Origin of the sequence: Lentzea sp. NPDC102401 (assembly GCF_044765805.1) — a bacterium.
Classification (GTDB): domain Bacteria; phylum Actinomycetota; class Actinomycetes; order Mycobacteriales; family Pseudonocardiaceae; genus Lentzea; species Lentzea sokolovensis.
This window is the reverse complement of sequence record NZ_JBIWKS010000009.1, coordinates 87,159-103,582: the sequence shown is the minus strand read 5'-3', so window position 1 is coordinate 103,582 and position 16,424 is coordinate 87,159. Positions and strand designations below refer to the sequence as shown.

The 16,424-nt window shown below is 68.6% G+C and carries 11 protein-coding genes; 5 read left to right on the top strand and 6 right to left on the bottom strand.

The features are described from left to right. Positions 1–575: 575 nt before the first annotated feature. Genes ACIRG5_RS28915 through ACIRG5_RS28905 form a run of 3 tightly spaced genes read right to left on the bottom strand, consistent with a single transcriptional unit; the run spans position 576 to position 3,231 of the window. Positions 576–899: an MGMT family protein gene (locus ACIRG5_RS28915; RefSeq protein ID WP_330270886.1), complete on the bottom strand. Its 324-nt coding sequence runs from the start codon at positions 897–899 to the stop codon at positions 576–578. A 13-nt stretch (positions 900–912) separates the two neighbouring features. Continuing rightward, positions 913–1,902 carry an alpha/beta hydrolase gene (locus tag ACIRG5_RS28910; RefSeq protein ID WP_402910181.1) on the bottom strand — a complete coding sequence of 330 codons (990 nt, stop codon included), beginning with the start codon at positions 1,900–1,902 and terminating at the stop codon, positions 913–915. 18 nt (positions 1,903–1,920) lie between these two features. Next, on the bottom strand, positions 1,921–3,231 hold the full coding sequence (locus tag ACIRG5_RS28905; protein WP_402910179.1) for a cytochrome P450: 1,311 nt from the start codon (positions 3,229–3,231) through the stop codon (positions 1,921–1,923). 182 nt (positions 3,232–3,413) lie between these two features. On the opposite strand from ACIRG5_RS28905, the gene ACIRG5_RS28900 reads away from it, so the two are divergent. Both ACIRG5_RS28900 and ACIRG5_RS28895 read left to right on the top strand, forming a co-directional pair. Further along, positions 3,414–4,232, top strand: coding sequence for an SAM-dependent methyltransferase (locus tag ACIRG5_RS28900; protein ID WP_402910177.1), 819 nt, complete (start codon positions 3,414–3,416; stop codon positions 4,230–4,232). A gap of 174 nt (positions 4,233–4,406) precedes the next feature. Further along, on the top strand, positions 4,407–6,419 hold the full coding sequence (locus ACIRG5_RS28895; protein ID WP_402910174.1) for a putative bifunctional diguanylate cyclase/phosphodiesterase: 2,013 nt from the start codon (positions 4,407–4,409) through the stop codon (positions 6,417–6,419). A gap of 102 nt (positions 6,420–6,521) precedes the next feature. Here the strand turns inward: ACIRG5_RS28895 and ACIRG5_RS28890 are convergent, their stop codons facing one another. Together ACIRG5_RS28890 and ACIRG5_RS28885 are read right to left on the bottom strand one after the other, a co-directional pair. Further along, the gene (locus ACIRG5_RS28890; protein ID WP_402910172.1) at positions 6,522–7,427 is read right to left on the bottom strand and encodes an alpha/beta hydrolase; all 906 of its coding nucleotides are present in this window, start codon (positions 7,425–7,427) and stop codon (positions 6,522–6,524) included. A gap of 110 nt (positions 7,428–7,537) precedes the next feature. After that, a complete protein-coding gene (locus ACIRG5_RS28885) occupies positions 7,538–8,860 on the bottom strand; it encodes a cytochrome P450 (protein WP_402910169.1) in 1,323 nt (440 codons plus the stop codon). Between the two features lie 161 nt (positions 8,861–9,021). On the opposite strand from ACIRG5_RS28885, the gene ACIRG5_RS28880 reads away from it, so the two are divergent. Continuing rightward, entirely contained in the window at positions 9,022–9,837 is an 816-nt protein-coding gene (locus tag ACIRG5_RS28880; RefSeq protein ID WP_402910166.1) for an SAM-dependent methyltransferase, read from the top strand. A 211-nt stretch (positions 9,838–10,048) separates the two neighbouring features. Continuing rightward, on the top strand, positions 10,049–12,064 hold the full coding sequence (locus ACIRG5_RS28875) for a putative bifunctional diguanylate cyclase/phosphodiesterase (RefSeq protein WP_402910163.1): 2,016 nt from the start codon (positions 10,049–10,051) through the stop codon (positions 12,062–12,064). A 48-nt stretch (positions 12,065–12,112) separates the two neighbouring features. On the opposite strand, the gene ACIRG5_RS28870 is transcribed toward ACIRG5_RS28875, so the two are convergent. Continuing rightward, positions 12,113–13,060, bottom strand: coding sequence for a chitinase (locus ACIRG5_RS28870; RefSeq protein ID WP_402910161.1), 948 nt, complete (start codon positions 13,058–13,060; stop codon positions 12,113–12,115). 174 nt (positions 13,061–13,234) lie between these two features. On the opposite strand from ACIRG5_RS28870, the gene ACIRG5_RS28865 reads away from it, so the two are divergent. Further along, a complete protein-coding gene (locus ACIRG5_RS28865; RefSeq protein ID WP_402910158.1) occupies positions 13,235–16,372 on the top strand; it encodes an ATP-dependent helicase in 3,138 nt (1,045 codons plus the stop codon). Positions 16,373–16,424: the final 52 nt, after the last annotated feature.

The window sequence follows — 16,424 nt, the reverse complement described above, 5'->3', positions numbered from 1 at the left end:
TGGGCGGTTTGACAGGGATTGAGTTTCGCTGGGCGGGTGCGGGCTGGGTGCGGGCCGTTCCTGTTCCAGCGGGGTTGGTTGCGTTCCGTGCGGGTGGTCGCCTTGCGAGGGTGGTTCTGCGGGGCGTGACGGAACTGAGCGGGGTTGCGATTGGGGCTTGACCTTGAGCCTCTGGCGGGATGCTGGACGGCCGGAAAAGGCCGGGCTGAAAAGCGCCCGGCCGTGCCCGTGAGGGGAGCATCCCGCCCACTCAAGGTAAAGCCCCAATCGCCTTGAGGGGCCCGAACCGCAACCCAGGCGGTAGAGGTTCAGACGGCTCGCTTCGCATCGCCACGCCAGGCTTCGTCCGTGGTTGCCTTGCGTCGCTGGCTTCCGGGTGGCACCGCGCGCCGGACCTTCGTAAGTGGTCGCCGTGCGTTGGCGGGCGTCGGGTGGCACCGCGCGGGTCGTTTTGCGTTGGCGGGCATCGGCCGTGCGGGTCGGCTTGCGTTGGCTCGTCGCGTTCCAGCGGAGGGGGCTTTGCGTGCGGGCCGTCACCTTCGAGGGTGGTCCGTAGGCCGTGCCTTGCAGCGGCGCTACCAGAGGCCCGGCACCTCGGGCTCCTCCTTGCGGGCGTCCTCCCAGCGGTACTCCCGCAGGTTCACCTTGCCGTCGAGGTTCGGAACGCCCTCCTCGTGCAGCATTTGGAGTTGCGTGTCGCGGAGGTGCGGGGCGCAGGTGCCGTCGGCCTTGAGCACGCGTTGCCACGGCAGGTCGTGGCCGTCCTCGTTGAGGATTCGGCCTACCAGCCGTGGCGACGGTGCCTTCGCGAGATCTGAGATGTCGCCGTACGTGGCGACTCGTCCGCGTGGGATCGCCTTGATGAACTCGCGGACTCGCTCGTGGATCTCTTCGTCCATGCGGTGATTCTAGCTAGATGCCCTCGGCCCAGCTGGCGACGGCGGCGTGGTAGTCCGGGGCGTTCGGGGCGTAGTTGATGGAGTGGCCGTAGCCGTTGAGGACGTAGGTGTCCAGGCGGGGGACCGCTGGGAAGAACGGGGCCTCGTCCGCCTTCAGCGCGGCTGGGGAGGAGCAGTCGCTGCCCATCAGGGGAAGTCCTGAGCTGCAGAAGTGGGTGTCGTTGCCTACGACGATGAGGACCGGGACGTCGATGTTGCGCGAGATCGGGATGATGACCGTGTTGAGCAGGATGGTGTCCACGGCCTCGGTTACGGCGAAGACGTCCTTGGTGGCCTCGTCGTACAAGATCGAGCCCGGGATCAGTGGGCCCGGTTTGTGGAACGAGTTGTAGCGGGTGTCCGGCATCGTGGTGAGGTAGCCGAGGTCCAGGCCCGCCGGGATCATGTTGGTCAGTACCGGGACGACGGTTATGTAGTTCATCTTGTGCGTGAAGCCGGTGACCAGGACGCCGTCCACGTCGCGGTTCGTGCCCGCTTCGATCATCGCCATCGCGGAGCCGATGGAGTGGCCGGCGACGATCACCTTGGTGAAGCGGGGTTTCAGGGTGGTGATGACCTGGTGGACGGCGCTTGCCTGGGTCGTGGCCGTCACGAAGGTGCTGAGGGGCTTGGAGCTCCTGCCGGTGCCGATGCGGTCCAGGGCGAGGGTGGCGAAGCCCGCGTTGTTCTGGGACTGCGTGAACGAGTGGGTCGACGGTTCGTAGCCGACGTCCCAGTAGGTCCTGTCGTACGTGCCGCCCGGGATCAGGACCTGCACCGTGGTGGCGCCCGCCGGGACGCAGAGCCTGCCCGCCATGGTCTCCTGCGAGGTCACCAGTGGGGTGAGGCCGATTCGCACGGGATAGGCGACGTCCTGGCAGGACGTGGCGGCGTTGGCCTGGAGCGGGGCTAACAGGGTTGCGGTGGCGAGCAGAGCCGCGGCGGTGAGCCTGCGGAAACGCATGGGAGAACTACCTTCCGGCTAGTTGCGGGGGACGGCTTTCATGAGCAGGCCGTTCGGGTACGGCGCGGACGTGAACTTCACGCGCGCCGGACGGGTCGGGACCAGTCGCCAGCGTGCCGCGATGGTCGCGAGGGTGATGACGATCTCGGTCTGGGCGAAGGTGTTGCCGAGGCACTGGCGGTTGCCGCCGCCGAACGGGATGAACGCGCCGCGCGGGAGGGCGGCGGCGAACTCCGGAGTCCAGCGGTCGGGCCAGAAGCGTTCCGGTGAAGGGAAGTAGCGCTCGTCGTGGTGCAGCGCGTGCGGGCTGACGATCACCTCGGCACCCGCGGGTAACGACACGTCGCCGAGTTGGACGTCGGTCAGCGTTCGGCGCATCACGAACCAGATCGGGTACTTCCGCAGCGTTTCCTGCACGATCTGGGCCGTGTACCGCAGAGAGTGGACGTCGGCGAACGTCACCGGGCGGTCGCCCACGACCGCGTCGACCTCCTCGTGCAGCCTGCGTTCGATCTCCTGGTCGTTGCCGACCTCGTACAGAGCCCAGGCCAGGGCGATCGCGGTGGTCTCGATGCCCGCGGTCAGCAGGGTCAGGACCTCGTCGTAGGTCTGCTGGTCGGTCATGCGGGTGCCGTCCTCTTCGGCGAGCAGCAGCATGGAGAGGACGTCGCCGTTGTCGGTGCCGTCCGCGCGCCAGCTCTCGATCACCTGCAGCACAACGGCTTTCATGCGGGCGATGGCCTCGTCGAACTCCCTGTTGCCCGGAAGCGGGAGTTTCTCGACGAACGTGGGGGACAGCGCGCGGATCATGCCTTGCTGGATGACCGTGAAGATGGACCGGCGGACCTCCGCGACCGCGCGTTTGCCGATCTCCGTCGAGAAGAGCGTCTCACCGACGATGGTGACCGCGAGCTCCTGCATGTCGTTCTCGATGGTGCGGATCTCGCCTGGTTGCCAGCGCGCAGCCAGCGAAGCAGCAGCACGAGCCATCGTCGAGGCATACGCTTCAATCCGTTCCCGATGGAAGGCCGGCTGCATCATCCGGCGCTGGCGCAGGTGGTACTCGCCGTTCGACAGCAGCAGGCCCGTCCCGAGATACGGCTGGAACTTGTCGAACATGGCGCCCTTGCGGAACTTCGATCCTTGCGACACAAGCACTTCGTGAGTCAGCGAAGGACTCGTGACGAAGTGCGCGTGCAGTGGGCCGAGATCGAGACGCACCACGTCGCCGTGTTCGTGCAACGCGTCGGTGAACTTGGCGCGGTGGGCGAGCATGGACGGGGTGTGCCCGAGCAACGGCCAGCGGCGAGGGGCCACCGGGACGGGCATTCGGACTCCTGAGGAGTTGGGCCGAATGGGGACGGACCACCCTAGGAGCCGTTTGGGGGAAGACGACAGTGCCTGAACGGGTGGTTCCCCATCACTCTGATGGTTCAGTGCGCACGCCGCTCGGGTGACTAAGCTCGTGCGTCATCCCCGATCCGCCACGAAAGACCGAAGAGGTGTTCACCGTGGCAGAAACCCAGAACTGGGTACCGCTCGGCATCGACACGAACGTCCCGAGCATGGCCCGCGTCTACGACTACATCCTCGGCGGTGCCCACAACTTCGCCGCCGACCGGCAGGTCGGTTCCCAGATCGAGACCCTGGTCCCGGGGCTGCGCCACGTCGCCAGGGTCAACCGAAGATTCCTCGGCCGTGCCGTGAACTTCATGATGGACCAGGGGATTCGCCAGTTCCTCGACATCGGTTCCGGCATCCCGACCGTCGCGAACGTGCACGAGGTCGCGCAGGAACGCGACCCGGCCGCGCGCGTCGTCTACGTCGACAAGGACCCCATCGCCGTCGCGCACAGCGAATTGATGTTGGCTGACAACAGGAACGCGGCCGTGGTGCACGCCGACATGCGCGACCCGGAGGCCGTGCTGTCGAGTCCCGAGGTGAGGCGGTTGCTGCGCCGCGACGAACCGGTCGGGCTGTTGATGCTGCTCATGATGCACTGGGTGCCCGACGAGGACGGTCCGGAGAAGCTCGTCGCCCATTACCGCGACGCGCTGCCCGCGGGCAGCTTCCTGGCGCTGACGCACGTGGCGAAGGATCAGATCGACGACAACGTCGACCAGGCCGCCGCGGTGGTGAACAGCAGCAAGAGCGCCGACCAGATGCACATGCGCACGCACGCGCAGGTCAGCGCGTTGTTCGAAGGGTTTTCCCTGGTGGAGCCCGGTTTGGTCGGCTGCGGGGAGTGGCGTCCGTTCGGGCCTGGGGATTTCGCCGACGAGGCGTCGATGAACATGTTCTTGTACGCTGGGGTCGGTCGTAAGGACTGAAACCACGCTGTAGTGTCGGAGGATCACACGGTTGGCGCAATGGGCGTCGACTGCCGGTGGGTAAACTGCCGGACACTCTCCAACCCATACAGGGCAACGGGAATGACGAATCCAAGCCGAAGACCCGATGCCGCTCCACCCACGGACACCGCCGCCGTCCGAGCGCGAGAAGCCTTGTCGCGCAAGTGGAGCTACCTGGTCAGCAGTGTTGTCGTAGTCGCGCTGAGCAGGGATGAGCTGGACGCCGAACTGGGCGCCCAGCTCGACGCATTGTGCGCGGCACTGCACGGCGAACCGTTCGACCCTGCTCCGTTCGAGGAGGTCGGCGAACGGCTCGTCGCTCTCGGGTACGTGAACGAGCCCGGCCTCAAGCGCACCGTCGACGTTCTAGGCAAAGGCTTGCTGGCGCTTCCGGAGTTCGCCGCGAGCGACCAGCACACCGTCCGCGTCGTCGGCGGCATCGGTGCGCTGACGTGCGGCTTCACCGCGGCGCGGGCGCGCTCGATCCTGGACCAGCAGGAGAGCATGCAGCGCTCGCTGCTCAAGGCCGCCCATGACGCGCAACGGGATCAGCGCCAGAGCGAGGCGAAGTTCGAGGGCATCGCGTCCTCGTCCACCAACGGCGTCCTGATCGTCGGCCTCGACGGGCGCCTCGCGTGGGGCAACGACTCGATCGCGGTGATCATCGGACGTCCGCCGGAGCCGGGCACCCGGCTCGTCGAGCTCATCGCGCCGACGTCGATCATCGTGTTCCGCGAGATGATGGAACGGGTACTGTCCGAACGCGACGAGTTCGAGCGGGAACCGATGCACCTCGTGCGCGGTGACGGCGAGTTCGCCAAGGTGACGCTCACGGCGTCGCTGCTGCGGGACGACGAGGGCAAGCCCAGTCATGTCCTGGTGATGGCGGACGACGACACGGAACTGGCGCTGCTGCAGGGAGAACTGCGCCGCCAGTCGCTGCACGACGTGCTGACCGGACTGCCGAACCGGCAGTTCTTCACCACCCACCTGGAAACCGTGCTGCGCAGGGCCGATCCCGAGTTCGGCGTGACGATCCTGCACCTCGACCTCGACGCGTTCGGCCTGGTCTGCAACAGCCTCGGCGCACGGGTCGGCGAACACCTGCTCCAGCACGTCGCGCGCAGGTTGCGGGCCGTGCTGTCGCACGAGCAGGCCATGATCGCGCGGTTCGACGGCGACGAGTTCGGGATCGTCGTGGAGAACACCGCTCTGACGCCGGACATCGCGACCACGATGGCGGCCATCAACGCCGACCTGGGCGAACCGACCTATGTGGACGGTCATGGCCTGGCGGTGTCGGTGAGCGCGGGCGTGGTGCACCGGCCGTTGCCCGACGTAGACCCGGTGGAACTGCTGCGCACGGCCGACCTGGCGTTGCGGCAGGCCAAGCGCGACCGCCGCGGGCAGTGGGAGTTGTTCCACACCAGCGAGGACGCGGACGGACGGCGCGACGCCGCACTGGCCGTGGTGATGCCGGGAGCCTGGGAGCAGGGCGACATCGGCGTGGTCTACCGGCCCGTGCGCGAGCTGGCGACCGGCGGCCTGGCCGGCGTCGAGGCGTTGCTGCACTGGGATCTGTCCGAGCGCTGCGCCGCGCTCGCGGACGACAGCGGGCTCATCCTGCCGATGGGCGAGTGGCTGATCAGGATCGCGGCCGGCCAGGCGCAGTGGTGGCGCCAGCGCGGCGAGCTCGACCAGCAGTTCGGCGTGCGGCTCACGCACCACCAGTCGACCGACGCGGACCTGGTGTCACGGGTCGCGAAGGTGCTGGAGGAGACCGGGATGCCGCGCGGAAGGCTGACCCTGAGCATGCCGGTCGGCGTGCTGGGCGTGGCCGACGCGGCGGACAGCCTGAGCACGCTGGCGGACATGGGAGTGCGGGTCGCGCTCGACGACTTCGGCCTCGGTCCGCGTGACCTGGCCTGGCTCTCGGAACTGCCCGTGGTGTCCGTGCTCGTGCCACAAGACCTGGTGCGACGCCAGGATCCTCGTTCCGCCGCACTGATTCCTGCCGTGCATGAACTCGGCGCGAAAATCTGCGTCGACGGCATCGAGACCGCCGAACAAGCGAAGTGGTGGACGGAAATGGGCGCCGACCTCGCGATCGGCGCCCACGTCGGTTCCCCGCTCGACGCGGGAGAGTTCCTGCAGAAGCTGGTCTAGTGGCGCGTCTCGGAACGTCGGCGAGGTAATCCACGCTCAGCAGGGCACCACGATGCACCCGTCTGACCGCGAATTCCCCCGGCAACGTTCCGAGACGCGCCACTAGATCGTGCGCTGCCACGCGACCACGGCGTCGTGGTAGCGCGCGGCGGTCTCGGTGTCGAAGTTGAAGACGTGCCCGTACCCGTTGACGACGAAGCCGTCCACTCGCGGTGCCTTGGGGTAGAACGGCTTCTCGGACCTGACCAGGGCGTCCGACGACGAGCAGTCGGCACCGAGCGGCGGGGTGCCGCAGAAGTAGTCGGCCGAGGTCTGGACGGTCATCACCGGCACGTCGATGAGGGCGCTCACGGGCAGCACGAGGTTGGACATCAGAGCGGTGGTGACGAACTCACCGGCCGAGACGACGTCCTTCGTGGCCTCGTCGAGGTCCACCACCGCGGGCACGTTCGGGCCCGGCGCGTGGAACATGGTGTAGCGGCTGCCCGGCACCGTGGTCAGGTAGCCGACGTCGAGGCCGCGCAGGCTCAGCTTCGAGTCGAGCGGCGCGGGGATCAGGTTGGTCAGCGCGGGCACGGCCCTGATGTAGTCCCACTGGTGCGTCATGCCGGTGATCAGGACGCCGTCGACGTCGCGGTACCTGCCCGCCTCCGCCATCGCGATGGCCGAGCCGATCGAATGCCCGCCCACGAGCACCTTGGTGAACCGCGGACGCAGGTTCTGGATGACCTGGTGCACCGCCTCGGCCTGGTTCGGGACGTCGACGAGGATGCTGAGCGGCTTGGTGCTCTTACCGGAGCCGATCCGGTCCACGACCATGGTCGCGACGCCCGCGCCGTTCATCGCCCGCGTGACCGAACGGGTCTCGCCGTTCACCGGGATGTCCCAGTACCCGCCGGTGTACGTGCCGCCGGGCACGAGCACCTGGACGGTCGTGGCTCCCTGCGGAACGCACAGCCTGCCGTACATCGTCTGCCGGATGAGCCCGAACTGAACGGGCGTGTACACGTCCTCGCAAGTTGTCTGCGCAGCGTTCGCCGGCGTGGGTACCGGTATGAACGCGGCGAGCAGCACGGCGGCACAGAGCCGACGGAAACGCATGGGGGAACAACCTCCAGCTAGCGGGGGACGACCTTCATCATCAGGTCGTTGGGGTAGGCCGCGTTGGTGAACTTGGTGCGCACGGGCCGGTCGGGGACCAGCCGGTAGCGCGAGCAGACCGTCGCCACGACGATGGCGATCTCGGTCAGCGCGAAGTGGTTTCCGATGCACTGGTGGACGCCGCCGCCGAACGGGACGTACGCGCCCTTCGGCAGCAACGCGGCGCGCTCGGGCGTCCAGCGGTCCGGGTCGAAGCGCTCGGGGTCCGGGAAGTGCTCCGGGTCGTGGTGCATCGTGTACGGGCTGAGGATCACCTCGGTGCCCGGCGCCAGGACGGCGCCGCCGAGTTCGACCTCCTCGGCCGTGCGGCGCATGATGAGCCAGAGCGGGTACTTGCGCAGAACCTCGTGCGCCACCTGACCGATGTACGTCAGCTTCGGCACGTCGTCGATCGTCACCTGACGTCCGGCCAGCACGTCGTCGATCTCCGTCTGCACCCGCTGTTCGACCTCGGGGTTGGCGGCGATCTCGTGGAAGATCCAGGCCAGTGCCAGCGCGGTGGTCTCGATGCCCGCGGTCAGCAGCGTGACGACCTCGTCGAAGACCTGCTCGTCGGTCATCGGTTCGCCGGTCTCGGGGTCCCTGGCGGCCAGCAACATCGTCAGCAGGTCCTGGTGGTCGGTGCTGGAATCACTGCCGTCGCGCCGGCTCTCGATGACCTCGTGCACGATCGCGCGCATCCGGGCGATGGCCTCGTCGAACTCGCGGTTGGCCGGGATGGGCAGCTTCTCGACGAACCCCGGTGAGAGCGCGCGCAGGATGCCGTTCTTGATGATCACGAAGACCGACCGGCGGGCCTCGTCGATCGCCTTGCGGCCGATCTCGGTGGAGAACAGCGACTCGCCGACGATCGTGACGGCGAGGCCCTGCATGTCGGCTTCCAGTTGCCGCACCTCGCCGGGCCGCCAGCTCTCCAGCAGGTCGAGTGCCGCGCGGGACATGATCTTCGCGTAGCCCGCGATCCGGTCGCGGTGGAACGCCGGCTGCATCATCCGGCGCTGACGCAGGTGGAAGGACCCGCTCGACACCGCCAGCCCGTTGCCGACGAACGCGCGGAACTTGTCGTACATCCGGCCTTTGTGGAACTTCGGTGCGTCGGTGACCAGCACCTGATGCGTCAACTCCGGGCTGGCGACGAAATAGGTCCGCATCGGCCCTAAGTGGACTTCGACGAGTTCACCCTGACCTCGCAGATTCCTGGTGAATGCGAATCTTTTCCTGAGCATAGGCAACGAGTGCCCGAGAAATGGCAGCCTGCCGGGTGCCACCGGGACGGACATCATCGCTCCTCGCGGGGGAAAGAGATCGGGCCACCCTATGAGTCGTTCGGGGCAGAGTGACAGTGCCCGATCGGGTGGCGTCCGTTCACACTTGCGGCGTAGTCGAGTGCGCTTTGTGCATGACTAAGCTAGTGCGTCCGCAACCTGAAGAGGTGGTCAGCGTGTCCAGCGAGCAGAACTGGATTCCACAGAGCGTGGATGTTTCCGTGCCCAGCGCGGCGCGGGTCTACGACTACCTGCTCGGGGGCGCGCACAACTTCGCGGTCGACCGCGTCATGGGGGACAAGGCCGAGCAGATGATGCCGCACTCCCGCAGTGCGGCCAGGCTCAACCGGGCCTTCCTGCGCCGTGCCGTGCGCTTCATGACCGATCAGGGCGTGCGGCAGTTCCTGGACATCGGCTCTGGCATCCCGACGGTGGCCAACGTGCACGAGGTCGCGCAGGAGGAGGCGCCAGAGTGCCGCGTCCTGTACGTGGACCGCGATCCCGTCGCGGTCGCGCACGGCGAGCTGATCGTCGCGGGCAACGACCGGGTCGGCGTGCTGCAGGCGGACATGCGCGATCCGGAGAGCATCCTGAACAGCGGTGAGCTGAACCGGTTGCTCGACCTCGACCAGCCGGTCGGTCTGCTGATGCTGTTCATGGTGCACTGGGTGCCGGACGAGGCGGACCCGCAGAGCCTGCTCAAGCGCTACCGGGAGGCCCTGCCCAGCGGGAGCTTCCTCGCGATCTCGCACATGGCGGGCGACCACGTCAACGACGAGGCCAGGGCCGTGACCGACCGGATGAGCAAGTCGGGCGGCGGCGACGTCACCTATCGCGACCGCGACCAGATCGAGTCGTTCTTCGGCGATTTCGAACTGGTCGAGCCAGGACTGGTCAAGTACGCCGAATGGCGACCTGCCGGTCCGGGTGACATCTCGGACGATCCGGCGGTGAACAGGATCGCGTTCGCGGGCATCGGCCGGAAGCCATAACGATTATCGATGGTGTGAAGTTGATTCACACGGCCGGTTGAGGTGTGACCGACTGTGCGTGGGTAAACTGCCGGGACCTTCTGAGTCATTGCGAGGCTGTCCTCGAATGTCCAACCCGGGTCGAATATCTGATGTAACGCCCTCGCCGCAGGACAATGCGCGGGCGCGGATGACGCTTGCCCGGAAATGGTCGTATCGCCTGCTCAGTGCGGTGGCGATTCCGCTGGGGCGCGAAGACCTGGACGAGGAACTGCACATCCGCCTGGACGCGTTGTGCGCGATGCTGCACGAAGAACCGTTCGTCACTACCCCGATCGAGGCTGCCGGCGCTGATCTGGCGACGCTCGGTCACCTCGGGAAGTTCGGGCTGCGCTGCACGAGCGAGGTGCTCGGCAAGGGGCTGCTGGCGCTGCCGGAGTTCCAGCCGGTGCAGCGCTACGCGGAACGGATCGCGCTCGCGATGGGCGCGCTCGGCGCCGGCTTCACCGCGGCCAACGCCGAGTCGGTGCTCGCGCAGCAGGAGAGCATGCAGCGCTCGTTGCTCAAGGCGGTCCGCGACGCGAACTGGAACCTCAAGGAGAGCGAGGCCCGGTTCAACGAGGTGGTCACGTCGTCCACCAACGGCGTGCTGATCGTCGACCTCGACGGGCGCCTGCTGAAGGTGAACGCGGCCATCGGCCAGATCCTCGGGCACACCTCCGACGAGCTCACCGGCGTGCCGCTGCTCGACCTGATCGAACCGGCCTTCACCGAGATGCTGCGGGAGGCGATGACCGACCTCGGCGCCGGTTCCGTCGACCGCGTCCGGCAGTCGCAACGGTTGCTGCGCAAGGACGGCGAGTCCGCGCGGGTCACGCTGACGGCGTCGCTGCTGCGCGGTGCCGACGACGAGCCGGTGCACTTCGTCGTGGTGGTCGAGGACGGCACCGAACTGGCGCTGCTGCAGAACGAGCTCAAGCGGCAGTCGCTGCACGACGCGCTGACCGGTCTGCCGAACCGCCAGTTCTTCACCACCCAGCTGGAGATCGCGCTGCGCAAGAGCGATCCCGAGCACGGCATCACGGTCTTCCACATCGACCTCGACGCGTTCGGCATGCTGCGCGACACCTTGGGCGGCCGGGTCGTCGAACGGTTCCTGCAGCACGTGGCGCAACGGCTGCAGACGTTGCTGGCGGGCGAGAAGGTCATGATCGCCAGGTTCGGCGGCGACGAGTTCGGCATCCTCGTGGAGAACACCGCGACCACGCCGGGCATCGACGCGATCATGAGGAGCATCAACGACGACCTGGCGCTCGAACCGACCTTCGTGGAAGGCCACGGGGTGTCGGCGTCGGTCAGCGCGGGCGTCGTGCACCGGCCGGGCGGCGACGTGGAACCGCTCGACGTGCTGCGCGCGGCGGAACGGTCGTTGCGCAGGGCCAAGAAGGGCAGGCGCGGGCAGTGGGAGCTGTTCCACGCCGGTCAGGACGCCGAAGAACGCCGCGACGACGCGCTGGCCCTGGAGATGCCGGCCGCGTGGGAGAACGGCGAGATCACCGTGCGGTACCAGCCGATCGTCCGGCTGACGGACGGTTCGGCCGTCGGCGTCGAAGCGGAGTTGAGCTGGGACAGGCCGGGATCCGGCGTGCTGGGCCACGACCGATGCGCTGAGCTCGCCGAGCAGACCGGGCTGATCCTGCCGCTCGGCGGGTGGCTGATGCAGGTCGCCGTCGGACAGTCGACGTGGTGGCGGCAGCGCGGGCAGTTCGACAAGCCGCTGGCCGTGCGGCTCACCGCGCACCAGGCGTCCGACGCGGACCTGGTCTCACGGGTGGTGGAGGCGCTCGACCAGGTCGGGATGCCCGGCGAGAAGCTGATGATCAGTGTGCCCGGCGCGGTGCTGGCCGGGGCCGACGCCGCGGACAACGTCGCGGTGCTGGCGCGCATGGGCGTTCTGACGGCGATCGACGACTTCGGCATGGGGCCGCTGGACTTCGGCCTGCTCGCCGCCGACGTGCCGCTGCGCGCCGTGCGGGTGGCGCGCGGACTGGTGGAGAGCCGGTCCGAGTACGTCGCCGCGCTGCTGCCGTTGCTGCGGGAGCGGGGCGTGGCGGTCGCCGTGGAGGGGATCGACAGCGCCGAACTGGCCGCGTGGTGGCATGACGCCGGTGCGGAATTCGCGACCGGCGACCACTTCGGGGTGGCTCGTGAGCCCGGTGAGTTCCTGGAGAAGCTGGATCTCCGGTGACCGGACGGGGTCGGGGTCACGTCCGGCCACCGGAGGAGTTGGAGTGGTCTAGCCAGTGAAACCGGCCAGGGCCTTGGTGAATTCGTAGGTCTGCTGGTTGATGCCGCTGCATGAGGAGCTCATTGCCCCGCAGTTACCGCGGTCCCGGTTCACGGCCCAGAACGAGACGCGCGACAGGTGCCTGGAGTTCGCCCAGCCCACGATGTCGCGGAAGTTCTGCGGGGTGACGGTCTCGCCGGTGTCGGTCTTGCCGTTCATCGACGACAGGCCGCTGCGCCGGTACGCCGCGTCGTCCGTCAGGCCGAAGGTCGACTTGACGTGGTTCTTCAGGCCGTCGACGGCGCTCTTGGTGTAGGCGAACATGTCGCCGCCGCTGCCCCAGTCGAACGGCATGACGGCCCACGTGTCGATCGGCGTTCCGAGTTCCTTGGCGCGGGTGACCAGGCGCTTGCCCCAGGAGTTCGGGCCGGTGCGGTCGGTCGGCATGGTGATGACCGTCTTCACGCCGGGGTTGTTCTGCTTGATGATCTTCAGTGCGCCGAGCACCCGGTCCTGCGTGGTGTTGTTCTCGAACTCCGCGGCCTCGATGTCGATGTCGATCGCCTTGAGCGCGTAGGCGTCGATCACCTTCTGGTAGGCGCCCGCGAGTGCGCTCACGGAGCTGCAGGACTGGCCGAGCTTGTTGCCGGACCAGCCGCCGATCGACGGCACCGCGTCACCGCCGGCCGCGCGGATCGAGTTGATCAGGGTCTTGTCCGACCCGGTCAGCGAGCGGTTGCCGTCCCACTGCGGGTTGCACGTGCCGTTGCTCAGGATGAACGCGAGCGTGAACGACCTGATGCCCGTCTGCTGCATCACCGTGGCGGGGTTGGGCTGTCCGCCCCACTGGTAGAGGTACGGGGCCGCGAGCACGGGGTTGACGGCCGCCTGTGCGGTCGTGGGCAGCATGATCGCCGCGCACGTGGCAGCGACAGCGCCGACGAGGAACCGCTTCATCAGTCCTCCAAAGACTGCTCGGTCCAGGGCGGCGGAGCTGGCAGTGAGGGGGCTCACAACGTCTTCAAAAATGGACTAGACCACCACTATCTGTCAAGAAGGTAGACGAAATCGCCGCCTGCCCGCCGGGCGGCCTTTGACGATCTTGTCGGTGCCGCGTGGTGCAATCGAGTCGTGGCACTTCCACCCCAGCTGGTCCGCCGGAAGCCGGAGACGCGCCCGCGCCCCCGGTGGGACGCCGCTGCCCAGCGGGTCTTCTCCCGCGAGGGCTTCGTCCGGGTGCTCGGCGGCCCCGGCACCGGCAAGACGACGCTGCTCGCCGAACTGGCCGCGCACGTCGTGCTGGAGCACGGGGCCGATCCCGAGAACGTGCTCGTGCTGACGGCGAACAGGCGCGCGTCGGTGGCGTTGCGCGCGCAGATCACGCAGCTGCTGACGGGGCATCTGTCGGCGATTCGCGAGCCGTTGGTGCGCACCGTGCACTCCTACGCGTTCGCGGTGCTGCGCAACCAGGCCGTGCTGCTCGACGAGCCGCCGCCGCGGTTGCTGTCCGGGCCGGACCAGGACGCGATGGTGCGCGAACTGCTCGCCGGTGACGTCGAGCTGGGCGCGTTGAAGTGGCCGGAGCGGTTGCGCCCGGCCCTGGAGCTGCCGGGGTTCGCCCACGAGCTGCGGGACCTGCTGCTGCGGGCGGCGGAACGCGGTCTCGGGCCGGAGGACCTGATCGAGCTCGGCGAGCAGCACGGGCGGGACGAGTGGGTGGCCGCCGGGCGGTTCGGGGCGCAGTACGAGGCGGTGAACCTGCTGTCCGGCATGGACTCCGCGACGGCGTACGCCCCGGCCTACGACGCGGCCGAGCTGGTGTCGTCGGCCTACGCGGCGTTCATCAACGATGAGGACCTGCTGTTCGGCGAACGGCGGCGCGTGCGGTACCTGCTGGTCGACGACGCGCAGCACCTCGACCCGATGCAGTACTCGCTGATCCGCTCGCTCGGGTCGGGGGCCGCGCGGTTCGTGCTGGCAGGGGATCCGGACCAGGCGATCTTCACGTTCCGCGGCGCCGATCCGGAGATCCTGCGGGACGTCGACGGCGAGACCGTGGTGCTGCGGCAGTCGCACCGGATGATGCCCGAGGTCAGGGACGCGGTGGCCCGGCTCGCTGCCCGGCTGCCCGGTGCTTCTCCGTCACGCCTGGTCGATCCGGTCGAGGGCGAGGGGTCCGTGCAGGTGCGGTTGCTCGCGTCGGCCGCGCAGGAGGCGACGTGGGTGGCGGACCAGCTGCGGCGCTCGCACCTGGCCGACGAGGTGCCGTGGTCGCAGATGGCCGTGGTGGTGCGGTCGGCGACGTTGTCGTTGCCGGTGTTGCAAAGGGCATTGCTCGCCGCCGGTGTGCCGGTGTCCGTGGCGTCGGACGAGTTGCCGTTGGCGCAGCAGCCTTCCGTGCGTCCGTTGCTCGCCTTGATTCGTGCCGCGGCCGCGCCCGGAACGTTGGACGAGGACACGGCGGCCATGTTGCTGTCGTCGTCCTACGGCGGTGCGGATCCGTTGGCGCTGCGGCGGTTGCGGCGTGGTCTGCGGCGACTGGAGATGGCGGCGGGCGGGGACAGGCCGAGCGGCGAACTGCTGGTCGAGGTCGTGGAGACCGCGGACCGGCTGGCGGCGCTGGAGGACGCGGAGTCGTTGCCCGCGCGGCGGATCGGGCACCTGCTGGCGTTGGCGCGCAAGGCGATCGAGACGGGGAAGTCCGTCGAGGTCGTGCTGTGGGACCTGTGGACGGCGACCGGACTGCAGGACCGGTGGGTGGCGCAGTCGGCCCGGCGCGGCATGCCCGGCATGCAGGCCGACCGCGACCTCGACGCGATCGTGGCGTTGTTCGAGGCGGCCGCGAAGTACGTCGACCGGCTGCCGGGTTCGGGCGTCGCCGGGTTCGCGGACTACCTGGAGTCGCAACGGATCGTCGGCGACACGCTGGCCGCCTCCGCCCCGACCGGGGAGGCGGTGTCCGTGCTGACGGCGCACTCGGCGGCCGGCCGCGAGTGGGAGGTCGTCGCGGTGCCCGGCGTGCAGGAGGGCAGCTGGCCGGACCTGCGGCTGCGCGGCACCGTGCTGGGCGTCGAACGCATGGTGGACGTGCTGGCGGGGCTGGAGCCGTCGGTGTCGGCGGTGGCGCCGATCCTGGCGGAGGAACGCCGCCTGCTGCTGGTCGCGGCCTCGCGGGCCCGGTCGAAGTTGCTGATCAGTGCCGTGCGTGGTGAGGACGAGCAACCGTCGCGGTTCCTGGACGAGATCGAGTCGTCCGCTGAGGACGAACGGAAGCTGCACCGCCCGCAGCGCGGTCTGGTGCTGGGCGAGCTGGTCGGCGAGCTGCGCCGGGTGGTGTGTTCGGACACGGAGGACCCGGATCGTCGTTCGCGAGCCGCGGAGCAGCTGGCCCGGCTGGCCGAGGCCGGTGTGCCCGGCGCGCACCCGGAGTCTTGGTACGGCCTGGCGGAGGTGTCCGTCGACGCTCCACTGTGGACGGAAGACCAGAAGGTCAGCGTGACGCCGTCGACCATCGAGGTGATCACGAAGTGCCCGTTGCGCTGGGTCGTGGAGCGGCACGGCGGCCAGGACCCGGCCGAACTGGCCTCGGTCACGGGCACGCTGGTCCACGCGCTGGCGCAGGCCGCGGCCTCGGGAGCGGACTCCGCGCAGTTGCGGGTGAAGCTGGACGAGGCGTGGGCCGCGGTGGACGCGGGCGCCCCGTGGTTCTCCCGCCGCGAACGCCAGCGCGTGGAGAAGATGCTCGACACGTTCCTCGCGTGGCTGACGATGAGCCGCAGCCAGCTCACGCAGGTCGCGGTCGAGGAGGAGATGGTCGTCGAGGTGCCCAAGCGCGACGGCGGGCCGTGGTTGCAGGTTCGCGGCCGGGTCGACCGTCTCGAACACGACGAGGACGGCCGCCCCGTCGTGATCGACCTCAAGACCGGCAAGAGCCCGGTGTCGCGGGAGGCGTCGCAGGAACACCCGCAGCTGGCCGTCTACCAGCTGGCGTCGTCGCTGGGCGGCTTCACCCACATCGGACTCGGAACCGAGCCAGGCGGTGCCCGCCTGCTCTACGTGGCGAAGGAGGACAAGAAGACAGGAGCCGTCGAACGCACCCAGGCGCCGCTGGACGAGCAGGGCGTGCGGGCGTGGCTGGAGGTCGTGCAGGGTGCCGCGGAGTCGGTGCTCGGGCCGCAGTACACGGCTCGGGAGAACGCGGACTGCGATCGTTGCCCGGCGCGCACGACGTGCCCGGTGCACCCCTCCGGACGGCAGGTCAGTGAGTAAGTACTGTTGACCTGCGCGTTTCTCGTTCTCGAACTGTCGGCGAACACACCGT

Excerpts from the sequence above, each read along its gene's own strand:
- ACIRG5_RS28905 (WP_402910179.1), bottom strand. The coding sequence starts at position 3,231 with ATGCCCGTCCCGGTGGCCCCTCGCCGCTGGCCGTTGCTCGGGCACACC.
- ACIRG5_RS28885 (WP_402910169.1), bottom strand. The coding sequence starts at position 8,860 with ATGTCCGTCCCGGTGGCACCCGGCAGGCTGCCATTTCTCGGGCACTCG.
- ACIRG5_RS28915 (WP_330270886.1), bottom strand. The coding sequence starts at position 899 with ATGGACGAAGAGATCCACGAGCGAGTCCGCGAGTTCATCAAGGCGATC.
- ACIRG5_RS28870 (WP_402910161.1), bottom strand. The coding sequence starts at position 13,060 with ATGAAGCGGTTCCTCGTCGGCGCTGTCGCTGCCACGTGCGCGGCGATC.
- ACIRG5_RS28910 (WP_402910181.1), bottom strand. The coding sequence starts at position 1,902 with ATGCGTTTCCGCAGGCTCACCGCCGCGGCTCTGCTCGCCACCGCAACC.